The organism is Rhodococcus sp. IEGM 1379 (assembly GCF_030056815.1).
Classification (GTDB): Bacteria; Actinomycetota; Actinomycetes; order Mycobacteriales; family Mycobacteriaceae; genus Rhodococcus_F.
Window position 1 is genome coordinate 184,566 of sequence record NZ_JASHKR010000002.1, and the last position, 25,492, is coordinate 210,057.

General features: G+C 61.3%; 31 protein-coding genes and 1 tRNA gene. 15 read left to right on the forward strand and 17 right to left on the reverse strand.

The features are described 5' to 3' along the window. Position 1: 1 nt before the first annotated feature. The 3 genes from QM600_RS02175 to QM600_RS02185 are packed head-to-tail and all read right to left on the reverse strand — an operon-like array spanning position 2 to position 2,125. Complete coding sequence (locus QM600_RS02175) at positions 2-571, reverse strand: nucleotidyltransferase family protein (RefSeq protein ID WP_283259834.1); 570 nt, start codon at positions 569-571, stop codon at positions 2-4. Positions 572-575: 4 nt separating this feature from the next. Further along, positions 576-1,418 (reverse strand): alpha/beta hydrolase, encoded by an 843-nt coding sequence (locus QM600_RS02180; protein ID WP_283259835.1) that lies wholly within the window; start codon positions 1,416-1,418, stop codon positions 576-578. Between the two features lie 50 nt (positions 1,419-1,468). Continuing rightward, positions 1,469-2,125 carry a formylglycine-generating enzyme family protein gene (locus QM600_RS02185; protein WP_283259836.1) on the reverse strand — a complete coding sequence of 219 codons (657 nt, stop codon included), beginning with the start codon at positions 2,123-2,125 and terminating at the stop codon, positions 1,469-1,471. Positions 2,126-2,220: 95 nt separating this feature from the next. Between QM600_RS02185 and QM600_RS02190 the strand changes: the two genes are divergently transcribed. Together QM600_RS02190 and QM600_RS02195 are read left to right on the forward strand one after the other, a co-directional pair. Beyond that, positions 2,221-2,859, forward strand: coding sequence for a DUF2461 domain-containing protein (locus QM600_RS02190; protein WP_283259837.1), 639 nt, complete (start codon positions 2,221-2,223; stop codon positions 2,857-2,859). Between the two features lie 148 nt (positions 2,860-3,007). Then, a complete protein-coding gene (locus QM600_RS02195) occupies positions 3,008-3,754 on the forward strand; it encodes a Clp protease N-terminal domain-containing protein (RefSeq protein WP_283259838.1) in 747 nt (248 codons plus the stop codon). A gap of 95 nt (positions 3,755-3,849) precedes the next feature. On the opposite strand, the gene QM600_RS02200 is transcribed toward QM600_RS02195, so the two are convergent. Then, a complete protein-coding gene (locus QM600_RS02200) occupies positions 3,850-4,053 on the reverse strand; it encodes a cold-shock protein (RefSeq protein ID WP_003939930.1) in 204 nt (67 codons plus the stop codon). Positions 4,054-4,282: 229 nt separating this feature from the next. Here QM600_RS02200 and QM600_RS02205 point away from each other — a divergent pair, with 229 nt between their 5' ends. From QM600_RS02205 to QM600_RS02220, 4 genes are all read left to right on the forward strand, one after another. Then, entirely contained in the window at positions 4,283-5,002 is a 720-nt protein-coding gene (locus tag QM600_RS02205; RefSeq protein WP_283259839.1) for a dienelactone hydrolase family protein, read from the forward strand. An 87-nt stretch (positions 5,003-5,089) separates the two neighbouring features. Beyond that, entirely contained in the window at positions 5,090-5,662 is a 573-nt protein-coding gene (locus QM600_RS02210; RefSeq protein ID WP_283259840.1) for a peroxidase-related enzyme, read from the forward strand. Positions 5,663-5,857: 195 nt separating this feature from the next. After that, positions 5,858-6,526, forward strand: coding sequence for a hypothetical protein (locus QM600_RS02215; RefSeq protein WP_283259841.1), 669 nt, complete (start codon positions 5,858-5,860; stop codon positions 6,524-6,526). 201 nt (positions 6,527-6,727) lie between these two features. After that, the gene (locus QM600_RS02220; RefSeq protein WP_283259842.1) at positions 6,728-7,120 is read left to right on the forward strand and encodes a sortase domain-containing protein; all 393 of its coding nucleotides are present in this window, start codon (positions 6,728-6,730) and stop codon (positions 7,118-7,120) included. 77 nt (positions 7,121-7,197) lie between these two features. Here QM600_RS02220 and QM600_RS02225 read toward each other — a convergent pair. The 3 genes from QM600_RS02225 to QM600_RS02235 form a co-directional block, all read right to left on the reverse strand. After that, positions 7,198-7,271 (reverse strand) — tRNA-Met (locus tag QM600_RS02225). A 54-nt stretch (positions 7,272-7,325) separates the two neighbouring features. Continuing rightward, positions 7,326-8,036 carry a FadR/GntR family transcriptional regulator gene (locus QM600_RS02230; protein WP_283259843.1) on the reverse strand — a complete coding sequence of 237 codons (711 nt, stop codon included), beginning with the start codon at positions 8,034-8,036 and terminating at the stop codon, positions 7,326-7,328. 37 nt (positions 8,037-8,073) lie between these two features. Further along, positions 8,074-9,741, reverse strand: coding sequence for an L-lactate permease (locus tag QM600_RS02235; protein ID WP_283259844.1), 1,668 nt, complete (start codon positions 9,739-9,741; stop codon positions 8,074-8,076). Between the two features lie 200 nt (positions 9,742-9,941). On the opposite strand from QM600_RS02235, the gene QM600_RS02240 reads away from it, so the two are divergent. The 3 genes from QM600_RS02240 to QM600_RS02250 are packed head-to-tail and all read left to right on the forward strand — an operon-like array spanning position 9,942 to position 12,870. Next, positions 9,942-10,691, forward strand: coding sequence for a (Fe-S)-binding protein (locus tag QM600_RS02240; protein WP_283259845.1), 750 nt, complete (start codon positions 9,942-9,944; stop codon positions 10,689-10,691). Next, positions 10,688-12,226 carry a LutB/LldF family L-lactate oxidation iron-sulfur protein gene (locus tag QM600_RS02245; protein ID WP_283259846.1) on the forward strand — a complete coding sequence of 513 codons (1,539 nt, stop codon included), beginning with the start codon at positions 10,688-10,690 and terminating at the stop codon, positions 12,224-12,226. Before QM600_RS02240 ends, QM600_RS02245 begins: the two co-directional genes overlap by 4 nt. Further along, positions 12,223-12,870 (forward strand): LutC/YkgG family protein, encoded by a 648-nt coding sequence (locus tag QM600_RS02250; protein ID WP_283259847.1) that lies wholly within the window; start codon positions 12,223-12,225, stop codon positions 12,868-12,870. The genes QM600_RS02245 and QM600_RS02250 overlap by 4 nt, the downstream gene beginning before the upstream one ends. 1 nt (position 12,871) lies before the next feature. Here the strand turns inward: QM600_RS02250 and QM600_RS02255 are convergent, their stop codons facing one another. The 3 genes from QM600_RS02255 to QM600_RS02265 form a co-directional block, all read right to left on the reverse strand. Further along, positions 12,872-13,105: a hypothetical protein gene (locus QM600_RS02255; RefSeq protein WP_283259848.1), complete on the reverse strand. Its 234-nt coding sequence runs from the start codon at positions 13,103-13,105 to the stop codon at positions 12,872-12,874. Next, the gene (locus tag QM600_RS02260; protein WP_283259849.1) at positions 13,102-14,241 is read right to left on the reverse strand and encodes a 3-ketosteroid-9-alpha-monooxygenase, oxygenase component; all 1,140 of its coding nucleotides are present in this window, start codon (positions 14,239-14,241) and stop codon (positions 13,102-13,104) included. Before QM600_RS02260 ends, QM600_RS02255 begins: the two co-directional genes overlap by 4 nt. A 120-nt stretch (positions 14,242-14,361) precedes the next feature. Beyond that, on the reverse strand, positions 14,362-15,117 hold the full coding sequence (locus QM600_RS02265) for an IclR family transcriptional regulator (protein WP_283259850.1): 756 nt from the start codon (positions 15,115-15,117) through the stop codon (positions 14,362-14,364). A 202-nt stretch (positions 15,118-15,319) separates the two neighbouring features. Here QM600_RS02265 and QM600_RS02270 point away from each other — a divergent pair, with 202 nt between their 5' ends. Together QM600_RS02270 and QM600_RS02275 are read left to right on the forward strand one after the other, a co-directional pair. After that, complete coding sequence (locus QM600_RS02270; protein ID WP_283259851.1) at positions 15,320-16,843, forward strand: FAD-binding protein; 1,524 nt, start codon at positions 15,320-15,322, stop codon at positions 16,841-16,843. 63 nt (positions 16,844-16,906) lie between these two features. Then, positions 16,907-17,722, forward strand: a complete 816-nt coding sequence (locus QM600_RS02275; protein ID WP_283259852.1) for a mycofactocin-coupled SDR family oxidoreductase — start codon at positions 16,907-16,909, stop codon at positions 17,720-17,722. Positions 17,723-17,725: 3 nt separating this feature from the next. Here the strand turns inward: QM600_RS02275 and QM600_RS02280 are convergent, their stop codons facing one another. Both QM600_RS02280 and QM600_RS02285 read right to left on the reverse strand, forming a co-directional pair. Next, on the reverse strand, positions 17,726-18,364 hold the full coding sequence (locus tag QM600_RS02280) for an LON peptidase substrate-binding domain-containing protein (protein ID WP_283259853.1): 639 nt from the start codon (positions 18,362-18,364) through the stop codon (positions 17,726-17,728). Beyond that, a complete protein-coding gene (locus QM600_RS02285) occupies positions 18,364-18,840 on the reverse strand; it encodes a DUF309 domain-containing protein (protein ID WP_283259854.1) in 477 nt (158 codons plus the stop codon). Before QM600_RS02285 ends, QM600_RS02280 begins: the two co-directional genes overlap by 1 nt. 130 nt (positions 18,841-18,970) lie before the next feature. Between QM600_RS02285 and QM600_RS02290 the strand changes: the two genes are divergently transcribed. Next, the gene (locus QM600_RS02290) at positions 18,971-19,315 is read left to right on the forward strand and encodes a YciI family protein (protein WP_283259855.1); all 345 of its coding nucleotides are present in this window, start codon (positions 18,971-18,973) and stop codon (positions 19,313-19,315) included. 6 nt (positions 19,316-19,321) lie between these two features. Next, entirely contained in the window at positions 19,322-20,572 is a 1,251-nt protein-coding gene (locus QM600_RS02295) for an RNA polymerase sigma factor (RefSeq protein WP_283259856.1), read from the forward strand. A gap of 333 nt (positions 20,573-20,905) precedes the next feature. On the opposite strand, the gene QM600_RS02300 is transcribed toward QM600_RS02295, so the two are convergent. Next, positions 20,906-21,862, reverse strand: coding sequence for a beta-propeller fold lactonase family protein (locus QM600_RS02300; protein WP_349307238.1), 957 nt, complete (start codon positions 21,860-21,862; stop codon positions 20,906-20,908). A 472-nt stretch (positions 21,863-22,334) separates the two neighbouring features. Here QM600_RS02300 and QM600_RS02305 point away from each other — a divergent pair, with 472 nt between their 5' ends. Next, positions 22,335-22,532, forward strand: coding sequence for a hypothetical protein (locus QM600_RS02305; RefSeq protein WP_283259857.1), 198 nt, complete (start codon positions 22,335-22,337; stop codon positions 22,530-22,532). Between the two features lie 67 nt (positions 22,533-22,599). Here QM600_RS02305 and QM600_RS02310 read toward each other — a convergent pair whose 3' ends face one another. The 4 genes from QM600_RS02310 to QM600_RS02325 all read right to left on the reverse strand — a co-directional run bounded on the left by QM600_RS02310 (position 22,600) and on the right by QM600_RS02325 (position 24,161). After that, positions 22,600-22,743: a hypothetical protein gene (locus QM600_RS02310; protein ID WP_283259858.1), complete on the reverse strand. Its 144-nt coding sequence runs from the start codon at positions 22,741-22,743 to the stop codon at positions 22,600-22,602. A 74-nt stretch (positions 22,744-22,817) separates the two neighbouring features. Beyond that, the gene (locus tag QM600_RS02315) at positions 22,818-23,057 is read right to left on the reverse strand and encodes an AAA family ATPase (protein WP_283259859.1); all 240 of its coding nucleotides are present in this window, start codon (positions 23,055-23,057) and stop codon (positions 22,818-22,820) included. A gap of 107 nt (positions 23,058-23,164) precedes the next feature. Beyond that, positions 23,165-23,557: a hypothetical protein gene (locus QM600_RS02320; protein ID WP_283259860.1), complete on the reverse strand. Its 393-nt coding sequence runs from the start codon at positions 23,555-23,557 to the stop codon at positions 23,165-23,167. A gap of 4 nt (positions 23,558-23,561) precedes the next feature. Beyond that, positions 23,562-24,161 carry a TetR/AcrR family transcriptional regulator gene (locus tag QM600_RS02325; protein WP_283259861.1) on the reverse strand — a complete coding sequence of 200 codons (600 nt, stop codon included), beginning with the start codon at positions 24,159-24,161 and terminating at the stop codon, positions 23,562-23,564. 138 nt (positions 24,162-24,299) lie between these two features. Here QM600_RS02325 and QM600_RS02330 point away from each other — a divergent pair, with 138 nt between their 5' ends. Next, the gene (locus QM600_RS02330; RefSeq protein ID WP_283259862.1) at positions 24,300-25,445 is read left to right on the forward strand and encodes an acyl-CoA dehydrogenase family protein; all 1,146 of its coding nucleotides are present in this window, start codon (positions 24,300-24,302) and stop codon (positions 25,443-25,445) included. The last annotated feature ends 47 nt before the right edge of the window (positions 25,446-25,492 follow it).

Below are 25,492 nucleotides of genomic sequence, written 5' to 3' on the forward strand. Positions count from 1 at the left end.
TTCAGGCCTGCGGATAGTCGACGTCCTGACCCGTACTCAGGTCGGAACATTCTACGAGTTCAGTTCGATGCTCACGCAGATACGCGCCGGCGCCGGCGTCACCGGTCAAGGAATTGATCAGAGCGTCCCAATGGTCGCGCCCGATTACGACGGGATGCCCAGGGCTGCCGTGAAATACTGCGCGCCGGAGGGTGTTCGGCTGAACGGGCGTCGGGCCGACCGTGCGAGTTACCGTCTCGGCGTTGAGATCCGGCAGATCAACGAGGGTGATGACGGCGGCATCGGCAGTCAGCCTTTGTGCGGTGTCGAGGCCGGCGTGAAGTGACGCGCTCATGCCCTTCTGCCAGTCCGATTCCACCACAAGAATATTAGTGGAATCGGAGGGTAGGAGGGCCGTGGCAGCAGAGGCTTGGGCTCCGAGTACAACGATCACCGGAGTGCAGCCGGCGTCGAGCAGTACCGAGACTCCACGGCAGAGCCATGATCCGCCGTCGGAGTCGACCATCAGAGCTTTGGGTGTACCCATGCGGGATCCTGCGCCGGCGGCGAGCAGGATCCCGCATGTTGTCATCGAACTATGCGCCGGTGACGCGGGGGCGTAGCCACTCGACAAGATCGTCCAGAACTTCTTTCTGCTCAGGCTCGTTGAAGATCTCGTGGTACAGGCCGTCGTACACCTTCAGTGTTACGTCCGTGGAACCGGCGAGGTCGGCAACCAGCTTGCTGCCGGCCGGATCTGTCAGGCGGTCGGCGGATCCGTGTTGCAGCAGAACCGGAATGGTCAGCGACGGCAGCCTGGACGGGAATCCTTCTGCCGCCGTGATCATTCCGCGCGCAATTCCGGCCGGTACCTTGCCGTGATGGATCAGTGGATCAGCGTTGTACTTGTCGACAACATTCTGATCGCGCGACACCGCAGCAGCTTCCAGGCTCTCGACGGGAACATCCGGGAGATACTTGCCGAGGAACTTACCCAACTGCATGACGATCTTGGGTGTACCGGTCGCGATGATCACGGCCGGCCCGGACAGCGCCAGCGCTTTCAGATCGCTCTGGTGATCGAGTGCGTAACTCAGTGCGATGGCGCCGCCCATACTGTGGCCGAGCAGGAACTTGTCCTTGCCCGGATGCGCTGCCGTCGCGATTCCGAACAGGGTGTGGACGTCGTCGGTGAAATCGGAAAATTCCTTCAAATGGACGCGCTTTCCGCCGGACCGTCCATGTCCGCGGTGGTCCGGGGCGTACACGATCAGGCCGAGTTCGCCCAACCGGGCAGCGACATGGTCGTACCGGCGTGCATGTTCGCCGAGACCATGGCACAGGACGAGAACGCCGGTGGGCTCGCGATCCGGAGTCCACACGTCGTAGACGATCTTGGTGTCGGATACTCCGGTGAACGACGACTCTTCACGCTGCATGGTTGCGCCCTCTCTCCCGACCGGTTCCGGTACGCGGATTCTTGAACATGCTATTCCCCGGTGCCCACGGATTGGGCGATACGGAAGCCCAAGTCGTCGATTGCGAAGGTCGGGTGGCTACGACGACGGACGCTTGCCCCACAACCACGTGCTTCTTCGGCCCAGCTGCCACCTCGGAAGATGCGGTAGGTGCCGTAGACCTCGGGATCGTAGAGATCCCAGCACCATTCCCAGACGTTGCCGATCATGTCGTGCAAGCCCCACGCATTGGGTTCCTTCAGGCCGGCCGGGTGGACATGACCATCGGAGTTGTCGCTGTACCACGCGATATCGTCGATATCGCCGTAGCGATATCCCGTGGTGCCGGCTTTGCACGCATACTGCCATTCCGCTTCTGTGGCGAGACGGTAGCCGTTGGCCTGCCGATCCCACCGCGGTGAGTCGCCGTCGACGTCCAGGTAGGCGGGAGTGACGCCGTCGTCCGCCGAGAGTTTGTTGCAGGCTGCCACCGCGTCGATCCACGACACATTGACTGCCGGAGTATTGGCGGTAGAAGTCGAATCACCTTGCAGCACTTCGGTAGTCATTGGATAGCGGGCCAAGCGAAACGGTTGGACGGCGGCGGTCCAGGTGGTGCCCTTGCGGTCGTCGCGCAGATCGACCGTGCCGCCGGGGATGTCGATCATCAACTCGGAGGCTCGGCTCATGGCGCACAGTTCCTGTATTCGTTGTCGACGGACATGTGTTCATTGCAGCCAGTTTCGGTGGCGTCGTCAACGGTTTCGATCAGTAGGCTTGTCTCATGGTCGCATTCACCGGAATCCCCGTTGCCGCACTCGACTTCTACGAGGATCTCGAGGCTGACAACAGCAAGGCCTGGTGGGCCGCGCATAAAGATACGTACGACGAGATGGTTCGTCGCCCCATGACAGCGCTGGTCGCGGAACTCGAAGACGAGTTCGGAACGGCCAAGCTCTTCCGTCCGTATCGCGACGTGCGATTCTCGAAGGACAAGATTCCGTACAAGACGCACCAGGGTGCCTTTGTGGGTCTCGCACAGAGTTGCGGTTACTACGTGCAGATCGACCCGGCGGGGTTGATGGTGGCCGGCGGGTTTTACGGCAGTACGTCGGAAACGATTGCGCGTTATCGCGCCGCCGTCGACGACGACGTTCGTGGCCCGGAACTCGAGAAGATCCTTGTGGACGTGCAGAAGGCCGGCTTCACCGTCGGCGGCGACACCCTCAAGACTGCGCCACGCGGCTACACCGTCGACCACCCGAGGATTGAACTGCTGCGGCACAAGTCCTTGACTGCGAGTCGTAGTTTCCCGAGTCCGTCGTGGTTGGACAGTCCGCGAACGCTCAAAGAGGTTCAGAAGTCATGGCGCGCGCTGACTCCATTGGTCGAGTGGTCCGGGCAGGTGCTCGGGGCAAACTGAAACTTCACGGGTCGACCGTCATTCTCGATGGACGGCCATACGTGTTCCGAGTTCGTCGGGGCACCTTCTGTGATGCACGCAGTTTTCACCAAGAAGTAGCGTCAACCCGGGGTTGACGGTCCCAGGATCGTCAACCTATGGTTGACGCATGGACAAGCCGGTAGAAATGACAAACAAAGTTCGACTCGACGATCTCATCGACGCGATCAAGAAAGTCCACACCAACGCCCTGGACCAATTGTCCGACGCAGTGGTCGCCGCAGATCATCTCGGTGAAGTCGCCGATCACCTGATCGGGCACTTCGTGGACCAAGCGCGCCGATCGGGAGCGTCATGGACCGACATCGGGCGGAGCATGGGCGTCTCCAAGCAAGCCGCGCAGAAACGCTTTGTGCCGAAGGCTCCCGGTGAAGGCAAGCTGATGGACCCCAACGACGGATTCAGTCGATTTACGGTTCGCGCCAAGAACGTGGTGATGGCTGCTCAGAATGAAGCCCGGGCAACCGGTAGCGCGGAGATCCATCCGGCACATCTGATTCTTGGGCTTCTGACGGAACCCGAGGCGTTGGCGGCCCAGGCGATTGTTGCGCAGGGGATCGGCCTCGAGGCGGTGCGCGACGCCGTCACCAGTGGATTAGCAGCAGGGGGAGTGGATGAGCCACCCCAGCTCATTCCCTTTGACGCTCGATCCAAGAAGGCTCTCGAACTGACCTTCCGCGAGGCACTCAGGTTGGGGCACAACTACGTCGGCACCGAACATATCCTGCTCGCATTGCTCGAGTTGGAAGACGGTTCCGGTGTTCTCACTAACCTTGGCGTCGACAAGGCCGCAGCGGAATCGAATATCGAGGCCACGGTGTCAGCGGTGATCAAAGCTCGATCCGAAGATCAGTAGCCGTCAGGTCGGAGGATGCAAAAGCGGGCCAGTACAGGCCAGATGCAAAAGAGGGCCGCACCCTTGCGGATGCGACCCTCTTTCTGTGTCACTGACTAGACAGCGCGCACATTGGTAGCCTGGGGGCCCTTCTGGCCCTGGCCAACCTCGAACTCCACACGCTGGTTCTCGTCGAGCGACTTGTAGCCGTTGCCCGAGATCTCAGAGTAGTGAACGAACACGTCCGGTGTTCCGTCGTCGGGAGCGATGAAACCAAAGCCCTTTTCGCCGTTGAACCACTTCACGATGCCCTGTGCCATACAAATACTCCCTACAAAACGATCCGGGTTTCACATCGAAGTCCCGATCTCGATAAGTCCATCTTTGCATGCCGCGCAAGTCTGCGCACTGTGGCGTGCAAAAAAGGCACTTCAGGAGGTAGAAATTGATCATTTTCGGGACGTTCGGTTGGGCAATTGGTGTCAGATCAGGTCCGGCGAACGTCGTAGTTTCGGGTAGTGAATCGTCTGTTCGGCCTACCATCGGCTGATGGTGGACATGGATCTGACCGGGCGCTCCGCAGCCGTCGGCGGTTCGCAGCCGCTACGCGGAATTCTGGAGGTGCCGGCGGGCCCCGGTCCGTGGCCGGGAGTGGTCATGATCCATGAGGCTTTCGGACTCGACGACGTGATGCAGCGGCAGGCCAAGCGGTTGGCTGCTGCCGGATTTCTGACCTTGGCCGTCGATCTGTACAGCGCCGGCGGTGCGAAGCGATGTCTTGTGCCGACCATGACATCGATGCTGCGTGGGCAAGGCCGGGCTTTTGTCGACATCGAGGTGGCACGAAACTGGTTGGTGGAGTCACCCGACTGCACCGGCAAGATCGGTGTCATCGGGTTCTGCATGGGCGGCGGGTTCGCGATGGTCAGCGCCGGCGATTTTGATGCAGCATCTGTGAACTACGGCCAACTTCCGCGCAAACTCGATGCGGCAGTAGCAGATTCGTGTCCTGTGGTCGGCAGTTTCGGCGGGCGCGATCCGTCCTTGCGGGGCGCAGCGCTGAAACTGGAAACGGCGCTGAACAAAGCCGGAGTCGAGAACGACATCAAGGAATATCCCACTGCTGGGCACGCGTTTCTCAACGATGCGGAGGCCGGCCCCAAGGTGTTGCGTCCCTTGGAGCGGATCCTCGGCGTCGGACCCGATCCTGTTGCGGCTGAAGATGCCTGGAGACGCATCGACTCGTTCTTTGCTCGGCATCTTCGTTAGATGTCACACCTCTGGACAACTCAGTTAATTGTCATTATCTTAATTTGACCCCCAATCTAACCCATTGGCTGATGCTCTGGAGGCACTGTGACTGACCGTTTTCCGCAAGCCGAACTGACGGACCTTCCCGAGGACATCTCGACGAAAATTCTTGAAATCCAAGAAAAGTCAGGTTTTGTTCCCAACGTCTTCCTGATGTTCGCGCGTCGTCCGGCGGAATTCCGGGCGTTCTTCGCCTATCACGACGCGATCATGCTCAAAGAAGATTCTGCGCTCACCAAGGGTGATCGAGAAATGATCGTCACCGCGATCTCTGCGGCCAACAAATGTACGTACTGCGTTGTTGCGCATGGTGCGATCCTGCGAATCTACGAGAAGAAGCCGCTGGTCGCCGATCAAGTTGCAGTCAATTATAGAACTGCCGACATTTCGGACCGTCAACGTGCGATGCTCGACTTCGCTACCAAGGTCAACTCTGCTTCGCACGAGATCGCCGACTCTGATTTCGATGCACTGCGTGATCACGGCTTCGGTGACGAGGATGCCTGGGATATTGCGGCTGTCACCGCGTTCTTCGGTCTCAGCAACAGGATGGCTAGCTTTTCCGGGATGTTGCCCAATCCGGAGTTTTACCTGATGGGGCGCATTCCCCGATCCTGATGTAGCAGTGTTCGCCCTCCCTGAAAGTAATCGGACAACCGGCCGCAATGCTTTTGTGCTTCCCGGCGAAGGAAAGGTTGTCCCTGCCGGAAATTCCGTCTTCGTAAAGAGGGCTGAACGGTTGTGCGAATGTCGGAGCCGTTCTCGCACTCGGATTGGCGGTAGGTGGTTCGGGCCTAGCGTTGGCGGAGCCTGATGCAACCTGCACGCCGAGTGCGGAGGACACCCTGCGACAGTGAACCGGCGCCTGGCGTCGATGCAGGACCCGGAACGACACCGGCAGATACCGAGACTGCGACACCCAAGGCTGCCGACGGTGTGCCGGTTGCAGTGGACGCAGAAGCCGGCAACAAGGACGCCGCAGCTATCGCGGCGGCGGAAGCGAAGGCCAAAGCCGCCGAAGGGGCAGCCAAGGCGGCTCAGGCCGCGGCAACTGCCGCGCAGGGCGAGTCGGATGCAGCGAAGAAGGCCCTCGAAGATCTGAAAGCGAAGGCCGACAAGGATATCGAGAACGGAACCGGCATCGGTGGCGACGTCATCATCGGTGACAAGACGACTGATGGTTCGGGTGTCACGAAGGTCGACGACACCACGGCCGTGGTCGACAAGACCGGTGTGAAATTGGTCGGTTACTACAACAGCAAGGGCCCGTTCGACGTCGTCGACTACTACGTCACCGATGCTGAGGGAGACCAGGCGCTCGCGGGCGGACTGCCTCCGGTTGACCTTGCGCTCGGTGATTCCTCGAGTAGTGGCGGCGGCTCGAACCTGCCGGCCGTGCTGATCGGTGTCGGAGTTGTGGGCGTGGCTGCTGCTGCTGGAACAGTTGGCATTCGTCGTAAGCGCGGCGGCACTGCTTCCTAAATGCCGCCACCTGATGGCGGTGGCGGCGCTGGCAATCCTGGTGCCCGCCTGCTCGGGCGTCGGGACAGGGTCGCCGCCGGATCGTTCGCCGCTGGAGTCGCACATTGCGGCTCCACCGGCGTCTGCGACTTGTCGAACCGGCGGAACCTGACCACATCGAACTGCGATCGCCCGGCGGAGTGACGTATCTGAGCAGCCCACATGCACCCCGAGAAATTGATGCGGGGCGGGGCGAACGGGCAGCAGTTGAACCCGGTCGACGAGCTTCCGGTGTGGTGGGGCGAAAGTGGAATGCCGGGCACCTCGGCTACACAAACTGGCGTGGTGGTCGGGCACAACTACTCCACGAGAGATGCCCCGTTCCGGGCTTTGCGAGTGGTCGAACCAGGTGACCGTGTTGTGCTGAGTACTCCGGCCGGTGTGTTGGAGTACGCCGTCAAGACCGCTGGTCCACTGCACAAGGGGACTTTGCTGGGGGCTCATGAGTTGCGCGAATCGGTTGCCGGGCGCTTGATCCTCGCGAACTGTGATGTCCGTGATGGGAAGCCGACTGACAACCATGACATCGTGGTCGCTCAGTTGGTGGGGTCCTGACCCTCGACACAAAACACCTGGACATAAAACTATGGCCCGTAAGTTGCGAGTGAATCGCAACTTACGGGCCATCTTTGTAGCGGGGACAGGATTTGAACCTGCGACCTCTGGGTTATGAGCCCAGCGAGCTACCGAGCTGCTCCACCCCGCGTCGGTGTAAAACCAACAGTACACGACTTCGGGAGGTGCAATTACCACCTCCGGTTCAGCTCGCCGAGTGAGCGCTTTCGGCGTAGTACCCACGGATGTGACTGGTAATCCGCTCACGTGCGAGGTCCGCGTCTCCGGCCTGGACTGCCTGGACCAGTCCGCGGTGCTCGTGCCGCAGGCGTGAGCAGGTGGCCGGCCAGGAATCGAGCTGTACCCCGGAGAGCACGTAGGCCTCGATGGACTCGCGCAGCCCGGCCATCATCGCTGCGACAACCTGGTTGCCCGCGGCATCTGCCATAGCGACATGGAACTGGGCGTCGAGGATGAGGAACTCGTCTGCGGTGAGGTCGAGGCTCTCCATCGAGTCGAGCAGTTCGACGGCGCCACCGAGGTCCGGTGTGGGCTGCAAGCGGGCAAGCGTCGCCATAACCTCGATCTCCAGCACCAAGCGCGTCTTTACGACGTCGGAAACCGGAAAGCCTTGTGCTGCAACCTGCATGCGCATCAGCATGGTCATGCCGCCGGTGGGCCGGGCGACGATCATGGCACCCGACGTCGGGCCGGATCCCGTCTGCGCCTTGAGAAGTCCGAGTGCTTCCATGACGCGCAACGCCTCGCGGACGGAGGAACGGCCGACGCCGAGTTCCGCTGCCAGGATGCGTTCACCCGGAAGACGCTGACCCGGGCGGACCTCACCCGACGTCAGCCTCTTCTCCAGGTGACTCAGTACTTGTTCCCACGCGCGTGGACTCGAATCGGAGGGCATGAGGCAAGAGCTTAGGTGTTGGGGACCCAGGGCTCGATTACGGCAGCATCCACGACAGGACGGGTGTGGACTGTAGATACACCAGCGTGCACAGGATGAGGAGCATGGCGACGCTGTATCCGATGACCTTGCGCAGCAGGAGGGGTTCGCTGCCAATTTGGCCGACGGCTGTGGCGGCGATCGTGAGGTTCTGGGGGCTCACGAGTTTGCCGACGACGCCGCCGGAGGTATTGGCAGCCACCAACAGGGTCGGGTCGATACCTGCCGTTTGGCCGGCGACCTGCTGCAGTTTGGCGAACAGTGCATTCGCGGACGTATCCGAACCGGTCACTGCGGTGCCCAACCAGCCCAGAATTGGGGAGAAGAACGCGAAGGCCGCGCCGGTGCCGGCCAGCCAGGTGCCGATCGACACTGTCTGTCCGGACTGGTTCATGACGTAACTCAGGCCGAGCACCGTGGCGACGGTGGCAATGGCAAGGCGCATCTTGACGACGGTGGCTCCGAAGGTCGCCACCGACTGTCTCGGAGTCAGCGGGAACCGGCCGTCGTGTGTCCAGAGCGCGTACACAGTGGTGACGATGACGCCGCAGATCAACAGCAGTGTGCCGGGATTCGAGAGCCAGGAGAACGTGTAGACCGCGCTCGACGAGGGATCGCCGGTGCCCGTCAGCAAGTTTCCGTACAGTCCCGGCCATTCGATCTTGCGGTCGGTCTTGCTCAACCAGCCGGCGAGGTCGAACCCTGCGGTCCAGAGCTTGGCGACGCCGAACACCACGACAACCAGGAGGTACGGGAACAGAGCCATGAAGGTTCGCGGTGCGCCGAGGTGCTCGGGTTCGACCTTGGATCGCTGATCGTCAGGGGTCTTGGGGTGCCAGAAGCGAAGCATGACGACGGCTGCTGCGAGGCCGGCAAGTGAAGCGACCACGTCCGTGAGTTCGTACGAGAAATGGCTGGAGCACCAGAACTGGGCGAAGGCGAATACTGCGCCGGTGACCAGGGCGATGGGCCAGACCTGCTTCAGGCCGCGCTTACCGTCGACCAGGAACAGGAGCAGGAGGGGGACGAACAGCGCGAGGATGGGGGTTTGTCGTCCGACAACGGCGGCGATCTCGGTGGCCGGAATGCCGGTCAGGTTTCCCGCAGTGGTGATCGGAATTGCCATGGCGCCGAAGGCAACTGGTGCAGTATTGGCAACCAGGACGGTCACAGCGGCACGAATCGGCGGCATGCCGAGCGCAATGAGCATCGCGCCGGTGATGGCTACCGGTGCGCCGAAACCGGCTAGGGCTTCCAGCATTCCGCCGAAACAGAACGCGATGAGCATGGCCTGCACTCGCATGTCGCCGCGTCCGACGGTATTGAATACGCGCCGTAGATCCTCGAAACGTCCACTGACAACTGTTAATTCGTAGAACCAGATTGCGGTGACCACGATCCACATCACCGGGAAGAGTCCGAAGGTGATGCCTTGGAGTGCCGATAGTGCGGTCAGGGACGTAGGCATGTCGAAGCCGACGACCGCGACGACTGCTGCGACGGCGAGTGCGCCCAGTCCGGAGTACCAAGCTTTGAGCTTGAAGCCGGCGAGGAGGGCGAAAAACGTCGCCAAGGGCAGAAGTCCAACGAGTGCCGACGCGGTCAAGGACCCGCCGATCGCGGTGGTGGACGGTGTGAAACTCACCGCGAGTAATTCGGTAGCCACAAGTATCTCCTGACGACGGCACCGCCGAGGTCAGCGGTTGCAATGACGGTCTGTGTGGTCGGACCACAGGAACCTACACCATGACCAGGCTCACAATCGAGCATTATGCGAATTTTTCTATTTTCGGGGTATTCCGGTTACCTAGGCCCCTGACCGTGCTTTACTGTGGTCTGACCACATCGACAGATTGCGGAGATCACATGCGCGTCGCACTGTTCGCCACCTGTATCGGGGACACGATGTTCCCCGACGCGGCCAAGGCCACGGCCCTCCTGCTCACCAGGCTCGGGCACGACGTCGTGTTTCCGTCCGGGCAGACATGCTGCGGGCAGATGCATGTCAACACCGGCTATCAGCCGGAAGCGTTGCCGCTGGTGGCGAACTACGCCGACACGTTCGGAGACGCCTCGATCGATGCGGTCGTAGCGCCGTCCGGATCGTGTGTTGGTTCGGTCCGTCATCAGCACGAGATCGTTGCCGAGCGATACGGAACTGCATCTCTGTGCGGGCAGGTGCAGACGGTGAAAGCGAAGACGTACGAGCTCTCCGAATTCCTGGTGGATGTCCTCGGCGTCACCGACGTCGGTGCGTACTTCCCCCATCGCGTCACCTATCACCCGACATGTCACTCGCTACGCATGTTGAGAGTGGGGGACAAGCCGTTGCAGTTGCTGCGCAATGTGCGTGACATCGATCTGGTGGAACTCCCCGAAGCGGATTCCTGCTGCGGATTCGGCGGTACCTTCGCGATCAAGAATGCCGAAACTTCGACGGCCATGTTGGCAGACAAGATTCGCCACGTTGCCGACACCGGAGCGGAGTTTTGCAGCGCGGGAGACTCCTCGTGTCTGTTGCATATCGGCGGCGGACTGTCGCGGCTGCAGATGGGCACCAAGACTATTCACCTGGCGGAGATCCTGGCTTCGGTGGAAAGCCGGGTGCACGCATGAGCGCTGTGACTCTGGGATTGCCCAGCTTCCCGCCGCGTTCGCCCGAAGGGGCGGGATTCCTCCGCGGCACCGAAAAGTTTCCCGCCGCTGCGCATCACGAGTTGGCCAATGCTCAACTGCGGCGCAACATCGGCAAAGCCACACACACCATCAGAGCCAAGCGGATTCACGTGACCGGCGAGCTACCGGACTGGGAAGAGTTGCGCGACGCCGGATCTGCGATAAAGACCGACGTCATGGCGCGACTGCCGGAACTGCTCGAACAGTTCGAAGCTGCAGTCATCGCACGCGGAGGCACGGTTCACTGGGCGGCAGATGCCAACGAGGCCAATGCAATTGTGACCGAACTGGTCAGGGCGACAGGCTCCGATGAAGTCATCAAGGTCAAATCGATGGCAACGCAGGAGATCGGACTCAACGAGCACCTCGAGACGCAGGGCATCACGGCCTACGAAACGGACCTCGCCGAACTGATCGTCCAACTCGGACACGACAAACCGTCGCACATCCTGGTGCCGGCAATCCACCGCAACCGCTCGGAGATCCGGGAAATCTTCCTCCGCGAAATGCCCGACGTGGATCCGGAACTCGGCGACAACCCGGCGGAACTTGCTGCGGCTGCCCGAAAGTTCTTGCGCCACAAATTCATGACTACGCCGGTCGCGATTTCGGGTGCCAACTTCGGGATCGCCGACACCGGAACGCTCACGGTCGTCGAATCCGAAGGCAACGGCCGAATGTGCCTCACACTGCCGCAGACCCTGATCACGGTGATGGGGATCGAGAAGATCCTGCCGACGTATCAGGATCTCGAAGTCTTCCTCCAGCTTCTGCCGCGGTCCTCGACCGGTGAGCGGATGAATCCGTACACCTCGATGTGGACCGGCGTCACGCCCGGCGACGGGCCGCAAGAGTTTCACCTCGTGCTCCTCGACAACGGGCGCACCGCAGCCCTGGCTGACAAGATCGGCCGCGAAGCACTCAACTGCATCCGCTGCTCGGCATGCCTGAACGTGTGCCCGGTCTACGAGCGCACCGGTGGGCATGCGTACGGATCTACCTACCCGGGTCCGATCGGTGCCGTGTTGACGCCGCAATTGGCGGGCATGCACGGCAAGGACGATCCGAACTCGACGCTTCCGTTCGCGTCGACGCTGTGCGGTGCCTGCTTCGATGCATGCCCTGTCAAGATTGACATCCCGTCACTGCTGGTGGAACTGCGTCATCAGAAGGTTGAGCAATCCGATGTCACCGCAGAGGCTTTGGCGATGAAGGCCGCGTCGTACGCGATGTCGTCGTCGACGCGGTGGACGGCCGCGCAGAAGGCTGCAGGGCTGGGCCGCATCGTGGCCGGTAAGAAGGGGAAGATCTCGACGCTCCCACCGCCGTTGAACGGTTGGACCGCAGCCCGGGATATTCCGGCACCGCCCAAACAAACATTTCGATCCTGGTGGGATTCCGACGAAGGCCGTGCGGCACTGGATCAGGCGCGTCCCGAAGGGCATTCAGACAGCGGCGGGAAGGCAGAGAAGTGAATTCACGCGATCTGGTGCTCGGACGCATTCGGGATGCCATCACCTTGGCTCCACCGACAACCGGAATCCCGGGAGTGGCAGTCGAGACGGAAATTCCGCGGAACTATCGCACTGGCAGAACGCTTCCCGATGACGAACGTGTCGAACTGTTCGTCGATCGATTGGTGGATTACAAAGCATACGTCCACCGTTGCGCCGCAACAGCTATCGCGGAAACGATTGCCGACATTCTTGCTGCCAACGCATTGAAGGTCGTCGGAATCCCGGCCGGCCTGGACCGCTCGTGGGTTGCAGACTTCTACGACGAACTGGTCGTGGACAGTTCCGATGTGCCGGCACCCGAACTCGAGAAGCTGGACGCTGTGATTACCGGATCGGCAGTGTCCTGCGCCGAAACCGGCACCATCTTTCTTGATGCCGGCCCGGATCAGGGACGTCGTGCGTTGACACTCGTGCCGGACACGCACATCTGCGTCGTCTTCCGGGAGAGTGTGGAAGTCGGTGTGCCGGAGGCGATGGCAAAGCTGACACCTGAGCGGCCCACCACCATGATCAGCGGGCCGTCGGCCACCTCCGACATCGAGTTGGAACGAGTCGAAGGTGTCCACGGCCCGCGTAATCTGCACGTCGTGATCGTCGGCTAGCTCAGTTCAAGTCGCCGAATGCTCCGTCGACCACTGCGCGCCTGATGTTTTCGCGGAGTCTGGGGCAGTCCCGCATTCCGGCGATGTTGTGGACTGCGGTATCGGGGCCGCTCAGTTCGGTACAGCGGGCGAGCGACGTCGCGTCCCACTGCACGGTCGTGTGCTGCCAACTGAGCTTTTCGACAGTAACGCTGCCCGAGCAAGTCCTGCAGGCGATCTGGGCGGTGCTGGTCACTGCTGTGCCGCGATGTTGTCGGCAACCTCTTGGCGCCAGGCCTCAACCGGGCGAGTGGTGTCGAGTTCGAATTCGAAGCGGTCGACCATATCCGGGGTGATGTCGGCGACGTCGACGTAGAACTGTTCATACCACCGTCGTAGCTGGTACACCGGCCCGTCTTCGTCACACAGAAGCGGATTGTCGATGCGGGCCTTGTTCTTCCAGATTTCGACATCCTGCTCGAAACCGGTGCTGATGAATCCGCTCATGCTCTCGGCCATCGTCACTGCCGCTTCCTTGTCGAGATGTTCGGAGTTCTTGACGATGACGCCGTACGTCAGCACGAAGGAGTTTGCGTCGATCGGGTAGTGGCAGTTGAGCAGAATGGACTCGATATCGAAGTTCTCGTAGTGGTATGTCAACTCGTCGATCATGAATGACGGGCCGTAATATGCTGCTGACGAACTGTTTCCGGACAGCTTCGGTTCACCGGCCGCAGGTGGCCGACGCACATCCTCGCGGCCCTGTCCGTTCATGTACTGCGCGGCTACGTGGCCTTCGAATACGTTCTTGAAGTACAGGGGAAAGGATTTGTGGATGTAGAAGAAATGGGCCATGTCGACGTTGTTGTCGATCAGTTCACGGCAGTTGCTGTTGACGATGATCTGCTTGAAGCCCTTCCAGTCCGTCCACTCGTCGGACAGAGCGCCGAGAATGCGCGGCGGCGCAACCTCGGGCGGCGGCGGGTTGCCCTCGGGATCGTTGTAGACGAACAACATTCCGTCCTGGTCGAGAGTCGGCCAGGCGCGGGTTTTCGCTAGTGGCGGTACACGGCGGGCGTAGGGGATGCCCGTACATTTGCCGTTGCCGCCCCAACGCCAGTCATGGAACGGGCATGCCACCGAATCGCCTTTGATCTCGCCCTGCGACAAATCGCCACCCATGTGGCGGCAGTACGCGTCCAGGATTTTCAGCTCGCCACTTTCTCCCGCGAAAACGACGAGCTTTGTACCGAAAGCGTTGATCGAGTGGGGTTTTCCATCTTTGAACTCACGAGAAAGACCCAAACAATGCCAGCCTCGGGCAAAGCGAGTGGGCGAGTCCTCAGCGACGATCTCGCGGATCTCGTCCTGATCGGTGGTCGAAGTCGTCATGGTTTTCTCCATATCGGGTCAAGGAAAATCGGATCTGCGTTCGGTGGATAGAGTTCGTTCAAGTGAGCCAAAGCACTCGGGGCAGTTGACCGTTCATCTCGACTATCGAGATGAACGCGATCATATTGCGGCAGCAAGGTCGTCGGCGGCTTTTCGGACAAGTGGAGCAACTCGCTCGAGACTGACCTTCTCCGTCTCACCGGCAAGGCACAATGAGAGAACAGTTCCGTCGAGAACTCTTATCGCACACCCTAAACTGACGACGGTCCCTGATCCCGGGCCTGCAATTCTGGTCGGGGAATCGTAGGCGATTCCGTGTGCGGTGCGGATGCGGGCCAATTCGGTGTGTAGAGCATCCAGTTCTTGGGCGTCGCCGGCGGGAGTGAGGTTCTTGCCGACCAACGGATCGACTTCCTCGGGTTCGAGTAACGCGAGCATCGAGCGGCCGCCGGCACCTCGATGGGCAGGGACGCGCATTCCGACGCGGGAGCGCAGTATCCGAGCGAACGGCCCACCGATTTTGTCCAAAAAGTATTCGTGCCCGCCTTGTAGAGCACCGAGATGGATCACCATCCCGGTACGAAGGTACAGCTCGAGAATGATGTCGGCTGCTGCCATCCGGGCATGGGCGTACGTGGCGTCCGGGCCGATGGTGCCCAACGCACGCGGGCCGAGGCGGTACTCGCGCCCCTGACGCACCAACCAATCGAGGTCCACCATCTCCACGAGGATTCGATGGGTAGTCGATCGAGGAATTCCCGTCCGAAGGGCCAGTTCTTCGAGGCCGAGACGTTCATGCGGCGTTCCGTAGGCGTCTACTACCGCCGTCACTCGGGCGAGCATCGACTCTCGAGTGGGTGTGGCGGCAAGCTTCACGTCGGGACTCCCTACCTGGGTCGGAGGCGGGTACTGCCCGCCATTGACTGACAGTGTGTCGGTGACGTGGAGCACACTTCAACGACAGTCCTACTGTGCGGAACGGTCGGTTGCTATCTCGACTATCGGGAAAACCCGATGCGGGCCCGATCTCCACGACAAATATGGATACCGGAGACGATCGGCGGAAGGTTGTGGACCGATGGCAGATGAGCAGTATGACGTGGTGGTTGTCGGTTCGGGAGGCGGAGGATTGTGTGCCGCCTACACCGCTGCCCGAGAAGGGCTGCGTACCCTACTGATCGAGTCGACGAGTGTGTTCGGCGGAACGACGGCGTATTCAGGCGGCGGCATGTGGTTTCCCACCAACGCGGTGTTGCGACGGGCAGGTGACGACGACACCCTTGACGACGCACGAACCTACTTCCAGGCCGTGGTCGGTGACAGAACTCCGAAAGACCTGCAGGAGAGCTACCTTTGTACGGGTTCGACCTTGATCGACTACCTCGAAATCGACGACGCCTTTGCCTTCGAAGTGCTCCCGTGGCCCGACTACTTCGGAGACGCACCGAAAGCGCGTGCGGGCGGGCGCCACATTATTCCGGCACCACTCGACGCCGAGGCATTGGGTGATCTGCGGTTGATTCTGCGCCCGCCCCTCGGCACCGATCGGTTGGGCCTTCCACTTCCATCGCAGATAACCGGCGGCCAGGCGCTGATCGGCCGATTCCTGCTGGCGGCGCAGGCTGCCGGCGTCACGTTGCGCGCCAACACCGAGTTTCGGGACTACCTGGTCGAAGACGGCGCGGTGGTGGGCGTGGTGGTGTCGGTGGAGGGGGACACCCGAACCATCCGTGCCACACGCGGAGTGATCATCGCTGCCGGTGGTTTTGAGCAGAGCGCCGAGATGCGCACTCGATTCGGTGTTCCCGGAGTCGTCGAAAGCTCGATGGGCGCTCCTGCCAACACCGGACTACCGATCCGTGCGGGCATCGACATCGGTGCCGACGTCGATCTGATGGGTGAGGCGTGGTGGTCACCGGGACTGACACATCCCGACGGCAGATCGGCGTTCTCCCTGTGTTTCACCGGCGGTGTGTTCGTGGACGTAGCCGGTCGCCGATTCGTCAACGAGTCGGCGCCCTACGACAGGCTCGGCCGCGAAGTCATCACGGCAATGGACGACGGGACGGTGACGCTGCCGTTCTGGATGATCTACGACGATCGTGAAGGACTTGTTCCTCCGGTGAAGGCATCCACCCAGCCGATGGTCGAACCCGATGCGTATGTCGACGCCGGGTTGTGGCACACCGCAGATACTTTGGCGGAACTTGCGCAGAAGATCGGCGTCGACGCAGACACTCTCGAAGCTACGGTCAAGCGGTTCAACATGTTTGCCGACTCCGGAGTAGACGAAGACTTCGGCCGCGGAAGCGAACCTTACGATCGCGCGTTCACCGGTGGGAAGTCGCCGATGGCTCCGATCACCAAGAGTCCGTTCCATGCTGCGGCATTCGGCTTGTCCGACCTCGGGACCAAAGGTGGGCTGCGGACGGACCCGAACGCTCGTGTCCTCGACGCCGATTCTCGGGTGATTTCCGGACTGTATGCCGCCGGCAATTCGATGGCCGCTGTCAGCGGCACCGTCTATCCCGGTGGCGGAAATCCGATCGGCGCCAGTATGGTGTTCGGATTTCTTGCAGCCAAGGACGCTCGCTCTCGCTGACGCACTTTCCGTTGGGCGGGAACAGGTCACCGGCGTTGTCGACGCGCCGCTATCGTGCCGGATATGACACAACTTTTGGCAGGCAAGGTCGTTTTCATCACCGGCGCAGCGCGGGGTCAGGGCCGCCACCACGCAGTGCGGGTGGCACGTGAGGGCGCGAACGTCATCGCCGTCGACGTGTGCGCTCCTGTGTCCGCGGACGTCGGATACGCGGCATCGACGGAAGCGGACCTCGAAGAAACCGCCCGACTCGTACGAGCAGAAGGAGGCGAGATCTTCACCGCCGTGGCGGATGTGCGTGACCTCGAGGCGCTGCGCGTCGCCGTGGCAGCCGGCGTCGAAAAGTTCGGTCGCCTCGACGTCGTAATCGCGAATGCGGGCATCGCGACGTGGGGCCGCTTCTGGGAGATGCCCGAAGAGCAGTGGTCGACGCTGGTTGATATCAACCTCAATGGTGTGTGGCGCACCATGACGGCGGCGGTTCCCGCAATGATCGAGGCCGGGAACGGCGGGTCCATCGTGATCGTCAGCAGCGCTGCGGGCGTCGCGGCAGCACCGGGTTGCGCGCATTACTCCGCTGCCAAGCACGGTCTGGTCGGTCTGGCCCGCACTGCGGCAACAGAGTTGGGTGCCTACGACATTCGCGTCAACAGCATCCACCCCGGCGCTGTGGAAACCGAGATGGGCAACGACCCCAACGTCGGAAAGATCCTCACCGAGCACCCCGAGTACATGAGCGCCTACTCCTGGCCGCTCACCTCCGTGAGGCGCACCAACGTCGAAGACATCTCGAACGCCGTGATGTACCTCGCGACGGATCTCTCGCGCGCCGTCACCGGAACAAAGATCGTCATCGATATGGGTCAGACGATGGCTTGAGCTTCAGAGCAAGTTGAACTGCGCCACCTCGATGGCGTTCTCGACTGCTTCGGACAATGCACGAATGCGTTCGTCGGCGCCTGGCGAGGTCAACATCGCCAGGCGATCGGCGTCGCCCATCGGAATGCTCCGGGCCAAGGCGTAGAGCCGAGATCCCAGTGGATCCAAAGGTGAAGGTGGGACAGGCATTCGGGGAGATGGTTCTCCGGCCCGCAATGCGACCTTGCCCAGCATTCCGTACATGAAGTCGATCCGCTCGAGTAGTGAGTCGTATTCGTAGGCGGTGACCGGGGTTCCGTTGTTCTCGTCCGGCCACAGCTCTATCTCGGCCTGCGGATACGGATCGTCCGGCAGCCAGCGATTGATCCGAATGCGATCCTCGGTGCGGCAGAACAACTGGTACCGCCCCGCGCCCATCGCGACGTGGGATTCGATACGCGCGAGAGTGCCGACGTCGTGACGTGATTCGCCGCCGCCCACCTCGTGTCCCCGTGCGATGAGCACAACTCCGAACAGTGGGCCGTCGGCAGCCTCGAGCACGTTTTCTACCAGCGCCCGGTAGCGCGGTTCGAAGATGTTGAGGGGCAACACCTCTCCCGGCAGCATTGCGGTGCCGAGCGGGAACATGGGAAATATGGGCATCAGGGGATTCTCAACCTCGGGATCGGAGGGGCGGGAAAATCGCCGGGGCGATCGATTTCTGCGAGCAAATGCTCGGACCAGACCAAGAGGCCGGGGATGTCCAGTCCGTGGGGGCTTTCGACCTCGTAGAGCCTGATGCGATTGTGTCCTTGAGCCAAGAGGGAAGCCGCACCTTTGGAGTTCCCGCGCAGCAGATGCGTCAGGCCGACGGCCAATTGAGCCAATCCCTGCCACAGGTTGCGCTCCTCGTCGGGTGCGTTCTTCCACGCTCCTTCGAGGATCTCATGTGCGTGAAACGGCATCCCGTGGTCGAGGAGTCGCTGCGCCTCGGTGATCGCCTCGTCCGGTGGCAACCTCAGGTCGTCGGGAATCTGCGGAACGCCGTCCGCCGAGTCGCGCGGCAATGGGCGGCCCAGACCGTCGCGTGGTCGCGCATTGAGAGGTTTTCCGGTGTCGTCCCGGTCCCGTTCGGACATAAACTTCACCCTATCGCCCGCGGCCGGTAGAGACGCTCCAAAAGTTCTTTCGGGTCTGCTGTCGATTCGGGACAGATCCGTTCGTCGTCATGTTGTAAGGCAAGAAAACCAACAGACCAAGGAGCTAGCCATGAAGTACATGTTGTTGATTTACACCGCACCCGGCGGAGACACCGAACCCCAGTGCACGTTCGAGGACTGGCAGCTCTACGACAAAGAGATGAAGGACGCCGGCATCTGGGTGTCCGGTGACGCTCTTGCCGATCTGAGCACCACGACGACGGTTCGGGTATCGCCGAGCGGGGAACGAACCGTCACCGACGGGCCCTTTGCCGAGACCCGCGAAATCCTCGGCGGCTACGACGTCATCGATGTACCTGATCTGGATGCGGCGCTGGCCTGGGCTGCGCGTTGCCCCGGGGCCCGCGACGGCGGAAGCGTCGAAGTGCGTCCGCTGGCCGGATTCGGGGACTGATTCGCTGTGGACGAGCAGGCCGAGAACTCGGTCGAGTCCGTGTTCCGGGAGGAACGCGGACGGCTGCTGGCCTCGCTCGTCCGCCGTTTCGGGGACCTTGATCTGGCTGAGGAAGTCACCTCGGACGCCATCGAAGCTGCATTGGTCCACTGGCCGGTGGACGGCGTGCCCGCCAAACCGGGTGCGTGGCTGCTGACGACGGCTCGCCGCAAGGCTGTTGATCGTTTGCGTCGCGATCAGGCGTACGCGGCTCGGTTGGCAGTCATGCAGGTGGATGCGGATCGAGCCGACCCGATGCCACCGCAGGCCGACGGCGAGTTACCGGACGAGCGGTTGCAACTGTTTTTCACCTGCTCGCACCCGGCGCTCGCCGAAGACGACCGCATTGCACTCACCTTGCGCTGCCTCGGCGGGTTGACGACGCCCGAAGTGGCGCGGGCGTTCCTCGTGCCGTCGGCGACGATGGCGCAGCGGATCGTGCGGGCGAAGAAGAAGATCCGCCAAGCCCGGATCCCGTTCCGAACTCCGGGCGTCGAAGAACTACCGGAGCGTCTACCGGGTGTTCTTCAGGTGATTTATTCAGTGTTCACGGAGGGATATGCCGCCAGTTCCGGTCCGGACTTGCAGCGCGTCGACCTGGCGGTGGAGGCCATCAGGTTGGCGCGAATCTTGCGCAGATTGCTCCCCGATGAGCGCGAGATTGCCGGGCTTCTCGCGCTCATGCTGCTGGTGCATGCGAGACGGGATACGCGAACGGATTCGAGTGGCGGAATCGTGTTGCTCGAAGACCAGGACCGTAAGTGCTGGGATCAGTCGATGATCGAGGAGGGTAGCGATCTGGTTGTTGTTGCATTGACCGGGGGAGCACCGGGGCCGTACGGCGTGCAGGCCGCGATCGCGGCGCTGCACGACGAGGCAGCTGATATCGAGAGCACGGATTGGCCCCAGATTTGTGCGTTGTATGGTGTGCTGCTGACGCTGACACCCTCTCCTGTTGTTGCAGTGAATCGCGCAGTGGCACTGGCGATGCGCGATGGTGCTGCAGTGGGTTTGGCAGCTTTGGACGCCTTGTCCGAGGAGCGGAAGCTTGCCGACTACCACCCCTACCATCTCGCGCGCGGCGAACTGTTGGCTCGGTTGGGTAGAACCGATGCAGCAGCTTCTGCATATCGACAGGCTCTGAATGTGGTTGGCAGCGAACCGGAACGGACGTTCTTGGAGCGAAGACTTGCTGAGATGGTGGCGGAGGTTGAATAGCATTCGAGGCTAAACAGGGTGGCTCTGGCCGGCGTTGCGTGATCTTGCGGAGCGTGCGGGGTGCAAACGCTGCACCGACCAGAAATGCGGGTTCACGCCGCCGGAAATCATCGATGACCTGGACGGTTTGGGAGAGTGGATCAGCAACGACATCGCTGCCCGCCACCGATCTATCTGCCCGAACGCAGGAAATGTGGCTGTTCACCCCTTGTTAAGAGTGAACGTTTCGGACAGGGCATCAGTCGTACCGAGATTCAGTCTCGTCGGTAGTGCACCGCCGGTGACGGTGAAGGCGAAACGGTAGGACTGACCGAGAACACCGGCAGTCGGGGTCTAGGTGAGAGTGAGTGCCTGTTCGATCGCGATCACCGACACCACATTGCTGCCCCAATTGGTGACGTAGGCGCGGGCGCCGTCGGGGGTGATCGCAACCCCGAACGGATACGCGCCGACCACGATGGCTGTGGTGGTGACGGTGTTGTTGGCCGTGGTGATCACCGACAGTGAGTTGCCGTAATAGTTGGTGACGTAGGCGCGAACACCATCAGGGGTGAACGCCACCCCGAAAGGATTTGCACCGACCACAATCGTGGTGGGGAGGGCGGTGTTGGTGATGGTGTCGATCACCGACACCGAGCCGTTGTTCTGGTTGGTGACGTAGGCGTGGGTACCGTCGGGGCTGATCGCCACCCCGGACGGAGACGCACCGACCGCGATGATGGCAACGATGTCGTTGGTGATGGTGTCGATCACCGACACCGAGCGGCTGTTCTGGTTGGTGACGTAGGCGCAGGCACCGTCAGGGCTAATCGCCACCCCGAGCGGATTCTCTCCGGCCACGATCGTGGTGAGGACGGCGGTGTTGGTGATGGTGTCGATCATCGACACCGAGTTGCCGAATTGGTTGGTGACGTAGGCGCGGGCACCGTCAGGGCTGATCGCCACCCCGGACGGAGACGCACCGACCGCGATGACGTCCACGACGGTATTGGTGGCGGTGTCGATCACCGACACCGAGCGGCTGTTCTGGTTGGTGACGTAGGCGCGGGCACCGTCGGGGGTGATTGCCACCCCGTACGGATTCGCACCGACCGCGATGATGTCAGTGACGGTGTTGGTGGTGGTGGTGGTGTCGATCACCGACACCGAGTTGCCGTAATAATTGGTGACGTATGCGCGAGCACCGTCAGGGGTGATCGCCACCCCTGACGGAAACGCGCCGACCTCGATCGTGTCGGCGATGGTCCGAGGCCACCACGAATGCGGGTGGGGTCGTTCGACGGTGGCGATGGTGGTGTCCTCCTTCGAAGGTGGAGAGTGTCAGATGGTTCGTGTTCGAGCTATCTGACGGGAATGGTGCATCATCGGGACCTATGCCTGTTGACAACAGTCATGTTCAAAACATCATGCACCCAATAGCGCTGAATCGTGTGCCAAGCTCATGACTTCGAAGCCTTGAGAGGATCGAAGGCGGTGCTCGAAGAGGTGACGGCCGAGATCGACGGAGGCTTTCTACAGGAAATGGACTCCACACCGAACTGTCCACGCACCTCGGATACGACCAAGGTGACAGACCTGCGGCTCCACAGCGACGGAAATAGTCGAGGACCTCGGCAGGCGGGGTCAGTGGGTGGACGAGAACATTGCTGCATGCAATTCACAGTCCGGTGCTTAGAAATGGCCTGCGAGCTGCATTTATACTGCGATTTACTGCAAGATAGTGGAAGCGATCGAACGTATCGCATGGGGAGGGGTGGGCCGTATGACCACTGCACGCAAGGTCACCACACGCACCGCATCACGTGGTGTCGAAGAGTCGGTTCAGTTCGCGACCGCAGGTGTTCGCCTCGCCGGCGGGACGGTTACCGAAGCCGACAAAGCTGCGACCCGACGAGTGCTCACCGGAGTGAGCACGGCGGAGCAAGAGTTGGCGGCGTCCCGCCAGGAACTCGGGCTCTAATCGTCCGTGCCTGCGAAAACTTCACAGTCGTTCCTGGGATGACTACTTCATCCCAGGAACGAATGTTTTACGGAACAAGCTGGTCAGCGCTGCGCAGCCGTACAGGACCACCGACTCCGACAAGCTCCGCCAGTTCGAAGAACGTGTCGTGTCCGTCCGACTGGTCGACGCAAATCTCCATCCGATCCCAGGCAAGTTCGATTACGACCACCTCAAAGCCACCCATAAAGCCCTGTTCGCCGACGTATACGAGTGGGCTGGCCAGGAACGCACAGGACCGTTGAGTCAGATGAGCAAAAGTGGTCCTGACGTGGTGAACTTCGCGCCGAATGCTCCGAAAAGCTGAGCCGGGTCGCCGATGAGTCGTACGACGGCGCCGTGCTGCGCGGCGATCTGTACGAGAGTGTCGAGGTCCTTCGTCGCCGCCATTCCTGCTTCGTCGGCAAGCATCGCACCGCGACTGATCTGCACATCGACTCTGTTGTGTGCCCTTGTAAGAATGTCGTCGATGGTGCGCCCGAGCACGCGGATGTCTCCTCCGAGCACTGCTGCGGCGGCTGGGGACCGAGTGCGATGACGTCGCGGCTTAGGGACGAAAGCGTGCGATGGATGGGCATCCCGGACAGGGAGCTTCAATCTGCGGATAACCGCCGGTACGACGGCTGACCTTGTCCGATCCAATGAATGCCGTCAGCATCGGGTACGTGGGGTTCGGGTAGGTAGCAAGGATAGAACTCGCCTGTATGCCAGACGTCTGCAACGGATTCCGGATCATCGGGCGTGAAGCCGGATCGGATCGTGGGTAGATGCTCCCGCCATCCCACGAGTCGCGACTGTTCGCGTCCCCAGACCCGTACGACCAACGTCATGATCGAATTGGCCCACTCCAGGCGTTCGATTTCGTACTCGCCGGTGTCCCAGTGCCTCGATGTCAGCATCCGGGTCAGGGCGGACAGGAATCTCAAGTCCCAGTCGGCCTGCTCGAAATTGCCGTGTCGCTCGGTGGGCACGTTGGGGTCCGTCATTAGTTCAGTTTGCCCCAACCATCCGCAAAGCCAAGTCTCCGTACAGTTCTCCGATGTCTTTCGGGTCGGTGTAGTTGCCGGCCGGGAACCAGCGGCACACGTCGACGCACAGTGACATCAGTGCCAGGGTCACGCCTTCGGCGTCGGGGATGGTGAACTCGCCGGATGTGACACCCGCGTCGACTGCATTCCTGACTACCTGGGTCACATTGCGGCGCAAGGCAACTACGGTTCGGTAGTGCTCCGGCGTGAGTGCGGTCAATTCGTATTGGACGACGCGGGCCAGTGAATGGTGGGATGCCTGCCAACTGGCGAAGACGCGGATCAGTTCTCGAAGTCGTACGGACGGGGCCCCGTCGGGAAGATCAGCGTCCTCAACCACTTTCAAGGCTTCGGTGTGGCCTTCGTAGCTGATGGCAAAAAGAAGCTCTTCTTTCGAGCGATAGTGCGGGTACATCGCAGCCGGACTCATGTCGAGGCGGGCAGCGATGTCTCGTGTAGTCGTTCCGCCGTATCCGGCGTCGGCGAAGGCGGCGACGCCGGCCGCGCGGATACGTGCTGCTGCTTTGGAGGTGCTGATCACCGCATCAGGTGAATCGCTCAAGGGTTCCTCCAGGTGTTGCGGATCGAATGTTGACAATATCGCGCCTTCGACACACTATAAGCGGGTGCTTAGATTCTAAGCATCCGCTTAGGCGGCGTCGAGACGCAGCATGTGCTGCGATGAAGGGAAGCAACGGTCATGCGTCGCACTCTGTACGGACCCGATCACGAGGCATTTCGCGAATCCGTTCGTGAATTCGTCAACCGGAACATCCTGCCGGTCGCAGAGAAGCTGATCGACCAGCGCTTCATCGATCGTGAAATTTGGCTCGAAGCCGGTCGCAACGGCTTCCTCGGCCTCGAAGTTCCGGAGGCGTACGGCGGAAGTGAAGCCGGTGACTACCGTTTCAATGCGGTTCTGGGAGAAGAGCTCTCGCGTGCCAGTGCTGCTGTGGCATCAAGCTTCGGCATTCACGCCGACGTCGTCGCTCCCTACCTTGTTCAACTCACAACCGAAGAGCAGAAGCAGCGTTGGCTGCCCAAGTTCTGCACCGGCGAAATGCTGACCGCAATCGGCATGACCGAGCCTTCCGGTGGATCCGACCTCGCAGGTCTGAAGACCACGGCAGTCAAGGACGGTGACGACTGGGTCATCAACGGCTCCAAGACCTTCATCACGAACGGTTACAACGCCGACCTCGTGATCGTCGCAGCCCGCACCAGTCCGGAGAAGAAGTCGAAGGGCATCACGCTCTTTGCTGTCGAAACCGGTATGGAAGGTTTCGATCGCGGACGCAAGCTCGACAAGGTCGGCCAGCACGAGTCCGACACTGCCGAACTGTTCTTCGAGAACGTGCGAGTTCCCTCGAACAACATCATCGGTGAGATCGACCGCGGCTTCATTCACATGATGGAAATGCTGCCGCAGGAACGCGTCGGCGCTGCTGTCTCCAACATTGCGCACGCTGCGCCGATTCTCGAAGAAACAATCCAATATGCCAAGGACCGCAAGGCTTTCGGACAGCCCATCGGGTCGCTGCAGTGGAATAAGTTCCTGCTCGCGGATCTGGTTACGCGCGTCGAGGTCACCCAGGCTTACGTCGACAACTGCGTCGCTGCTCATGCTGCCGGAGAGTTGACCGCAATCGACGCAGCCAAGGCCAAATGGTGGACCGCGCAGGTTCAGAACGAGGTTCTCGATCACTGCGTCCAGCTGCACGGTGGCTACGGATACATGACCGAGTACCGCGCTGCCCGCGCGTGGATGGACGCCCGCGTCACCAAGATCTGGGCAGGTTCCAACGAAATCATGAAGGAACTCATCGGCCGCGACCTCGGCCTGTAGTTTCGTTCGAAAGTCTCTCCGAGCCCGACGATCAAAGGAGCACCACC

Bases quoted from the DNA above. Each gene is read 5' to 3' on its own strand.
- QM600_RS02230 (WP_283259843.1), bottom strand. From the start codon at position 8,036: ATGCCCTCCGATTCGAGTCCACGCGCGTGGGAACAAGTACTGAGTCAC.
- QM600_RS02280 (WP_283259853.1), bottom strand. From the start codon at position 18,364: ATGCCCATATTTCCCATGTTCCCGCTCGGCACCGCAATGCTGCCGGGA.
- QM600_RS02240 (WP_283259845.1), top strand. From the start codon at position 9,942: ATGCGCGTCGCACTGTTCGCCACCTGTATCGGGGACACGATGTTCCCC.
- QM600_RS02290 (WP_283259855.1), top strand. From the start codon at position 18,971: ATGAAGTACATGTTGTTGATTTACACCGCACCCGGCGGAGACACCGAA.
- QM600_RS02205 (WP_283259839.1), top strand. From the start codon at position 4,283: ATGGTGGACATGGATCTGACCGGGCGCTCCGCAGCCGTCGGCGGTTCG.
- QM600_RS02285 (WP_283259854.1), bottom strand. From the start codon at position 18,840: ATGTCCGAACGGGACCGGGACGACACCGGAAAACCTCTCAATGCGCGA.
- QM600_RS02270 (WP_283259851.1), top strand. From the start codon at position 15,320: ATGGCAGATGAGCAGTATGACGTGGTGGTTGTCGGTTCGGGAGGCGGA.
- QM600_RS02175 (WP_283259834.1), bottom strand. From the start codon at position 571: ATGACAACATGCGGGATCCTGCTCGCCGCCGGCGCAGGATCCCGCATG.
- QM600_RS02245 (WP_283259846.1), top strand. From the start codon at position 10,688: ATGAGCGCTGTGACTCTGGGATTGCCCAGCTTCCCGCCGCGTTCGCCC.
- QM600_RS02220 (WP_283259842.1), top strand. From the start codon at position 6,728: ATGCACCCCGAGAAATTGATGCGGGGCGGGGCGAACGGGCAGCAGTTG.
- QM600_RS02275 (WP_283259852.1), top strand. From the start codon at position 16,907: ATGACACAACTTTTGGCAGGCAAGGTCGTTTTCATCACCGGCGCAGCG.
- QM600_RS02185 (WP_283259836.1), bottom strand. From the start codon at position 2,125: ATGAGCCGAGCCTCCGAGTTGATGATCGACATCCCCGGCGGCACGGTC.
- QM600_RS02305 (WP_283259857.1), top strand. From the start codon at position 22,335: ATGACCACTGCACGCAAGGTCACCACACGCACCGCATCACGTGGTGTC.
- QM600_RS02190 (WP_283259837.1), top strand. From the start codon at position 2,221: ATGGTCGCATTCACCGGAATCCCCGTTGCCGCACTCGACTTCTACGAG.
- QM600_RS02195 (WP_283259838.1), top strand. From the start codon at position 3,008: ATGGACAAGCCGGTAGAAATGACAAACAAAGTTCGACTCGACGATCTC.
- QM600_RS02180 (WP_283259835.1), bottom strand. From the start codon at position 1,418: ATGCAGCGTGAAGAGTCGTCGTTCACCGGAGTATCCGACACCAAGATC.
- QM600_RS02260 (WP_283259849.1), bottom strand. From the start codon at position 14,241: ATGACGACTTCGACCACCGATCAGGACGAGATCCGCGAGATCGTCGCT.
- QM600_RS02215 (WP_283259841.1), top strand. From the start codon at position 5,858: ATGCAACCTGCACGCCGAGTGCGGAGGACACCCTGCGACAGTGAACCG.
- QM600_RS02320 (WP_283259860.1), bottom strand. From the start codon at position 23,557: ATGACGGACCCCAACGTGCCCACCGAGCGACACGGCAATTTCGAGCAG.
- QM600_RS02200 (WP_003939930.1), bottom strand. From the start codon at position 4,053: ATGGCACAGGGCATCGTGAAGTGGTTCAACGGCGAAAAGGGCTTTGGT.
- QM600_RS02330 (WP_283259862.1), top strand. From the start codon at position 24,300: ATGCGTCGCACTCTGTACGGACCCGATCACGAGGCATTTCGCGAATCC.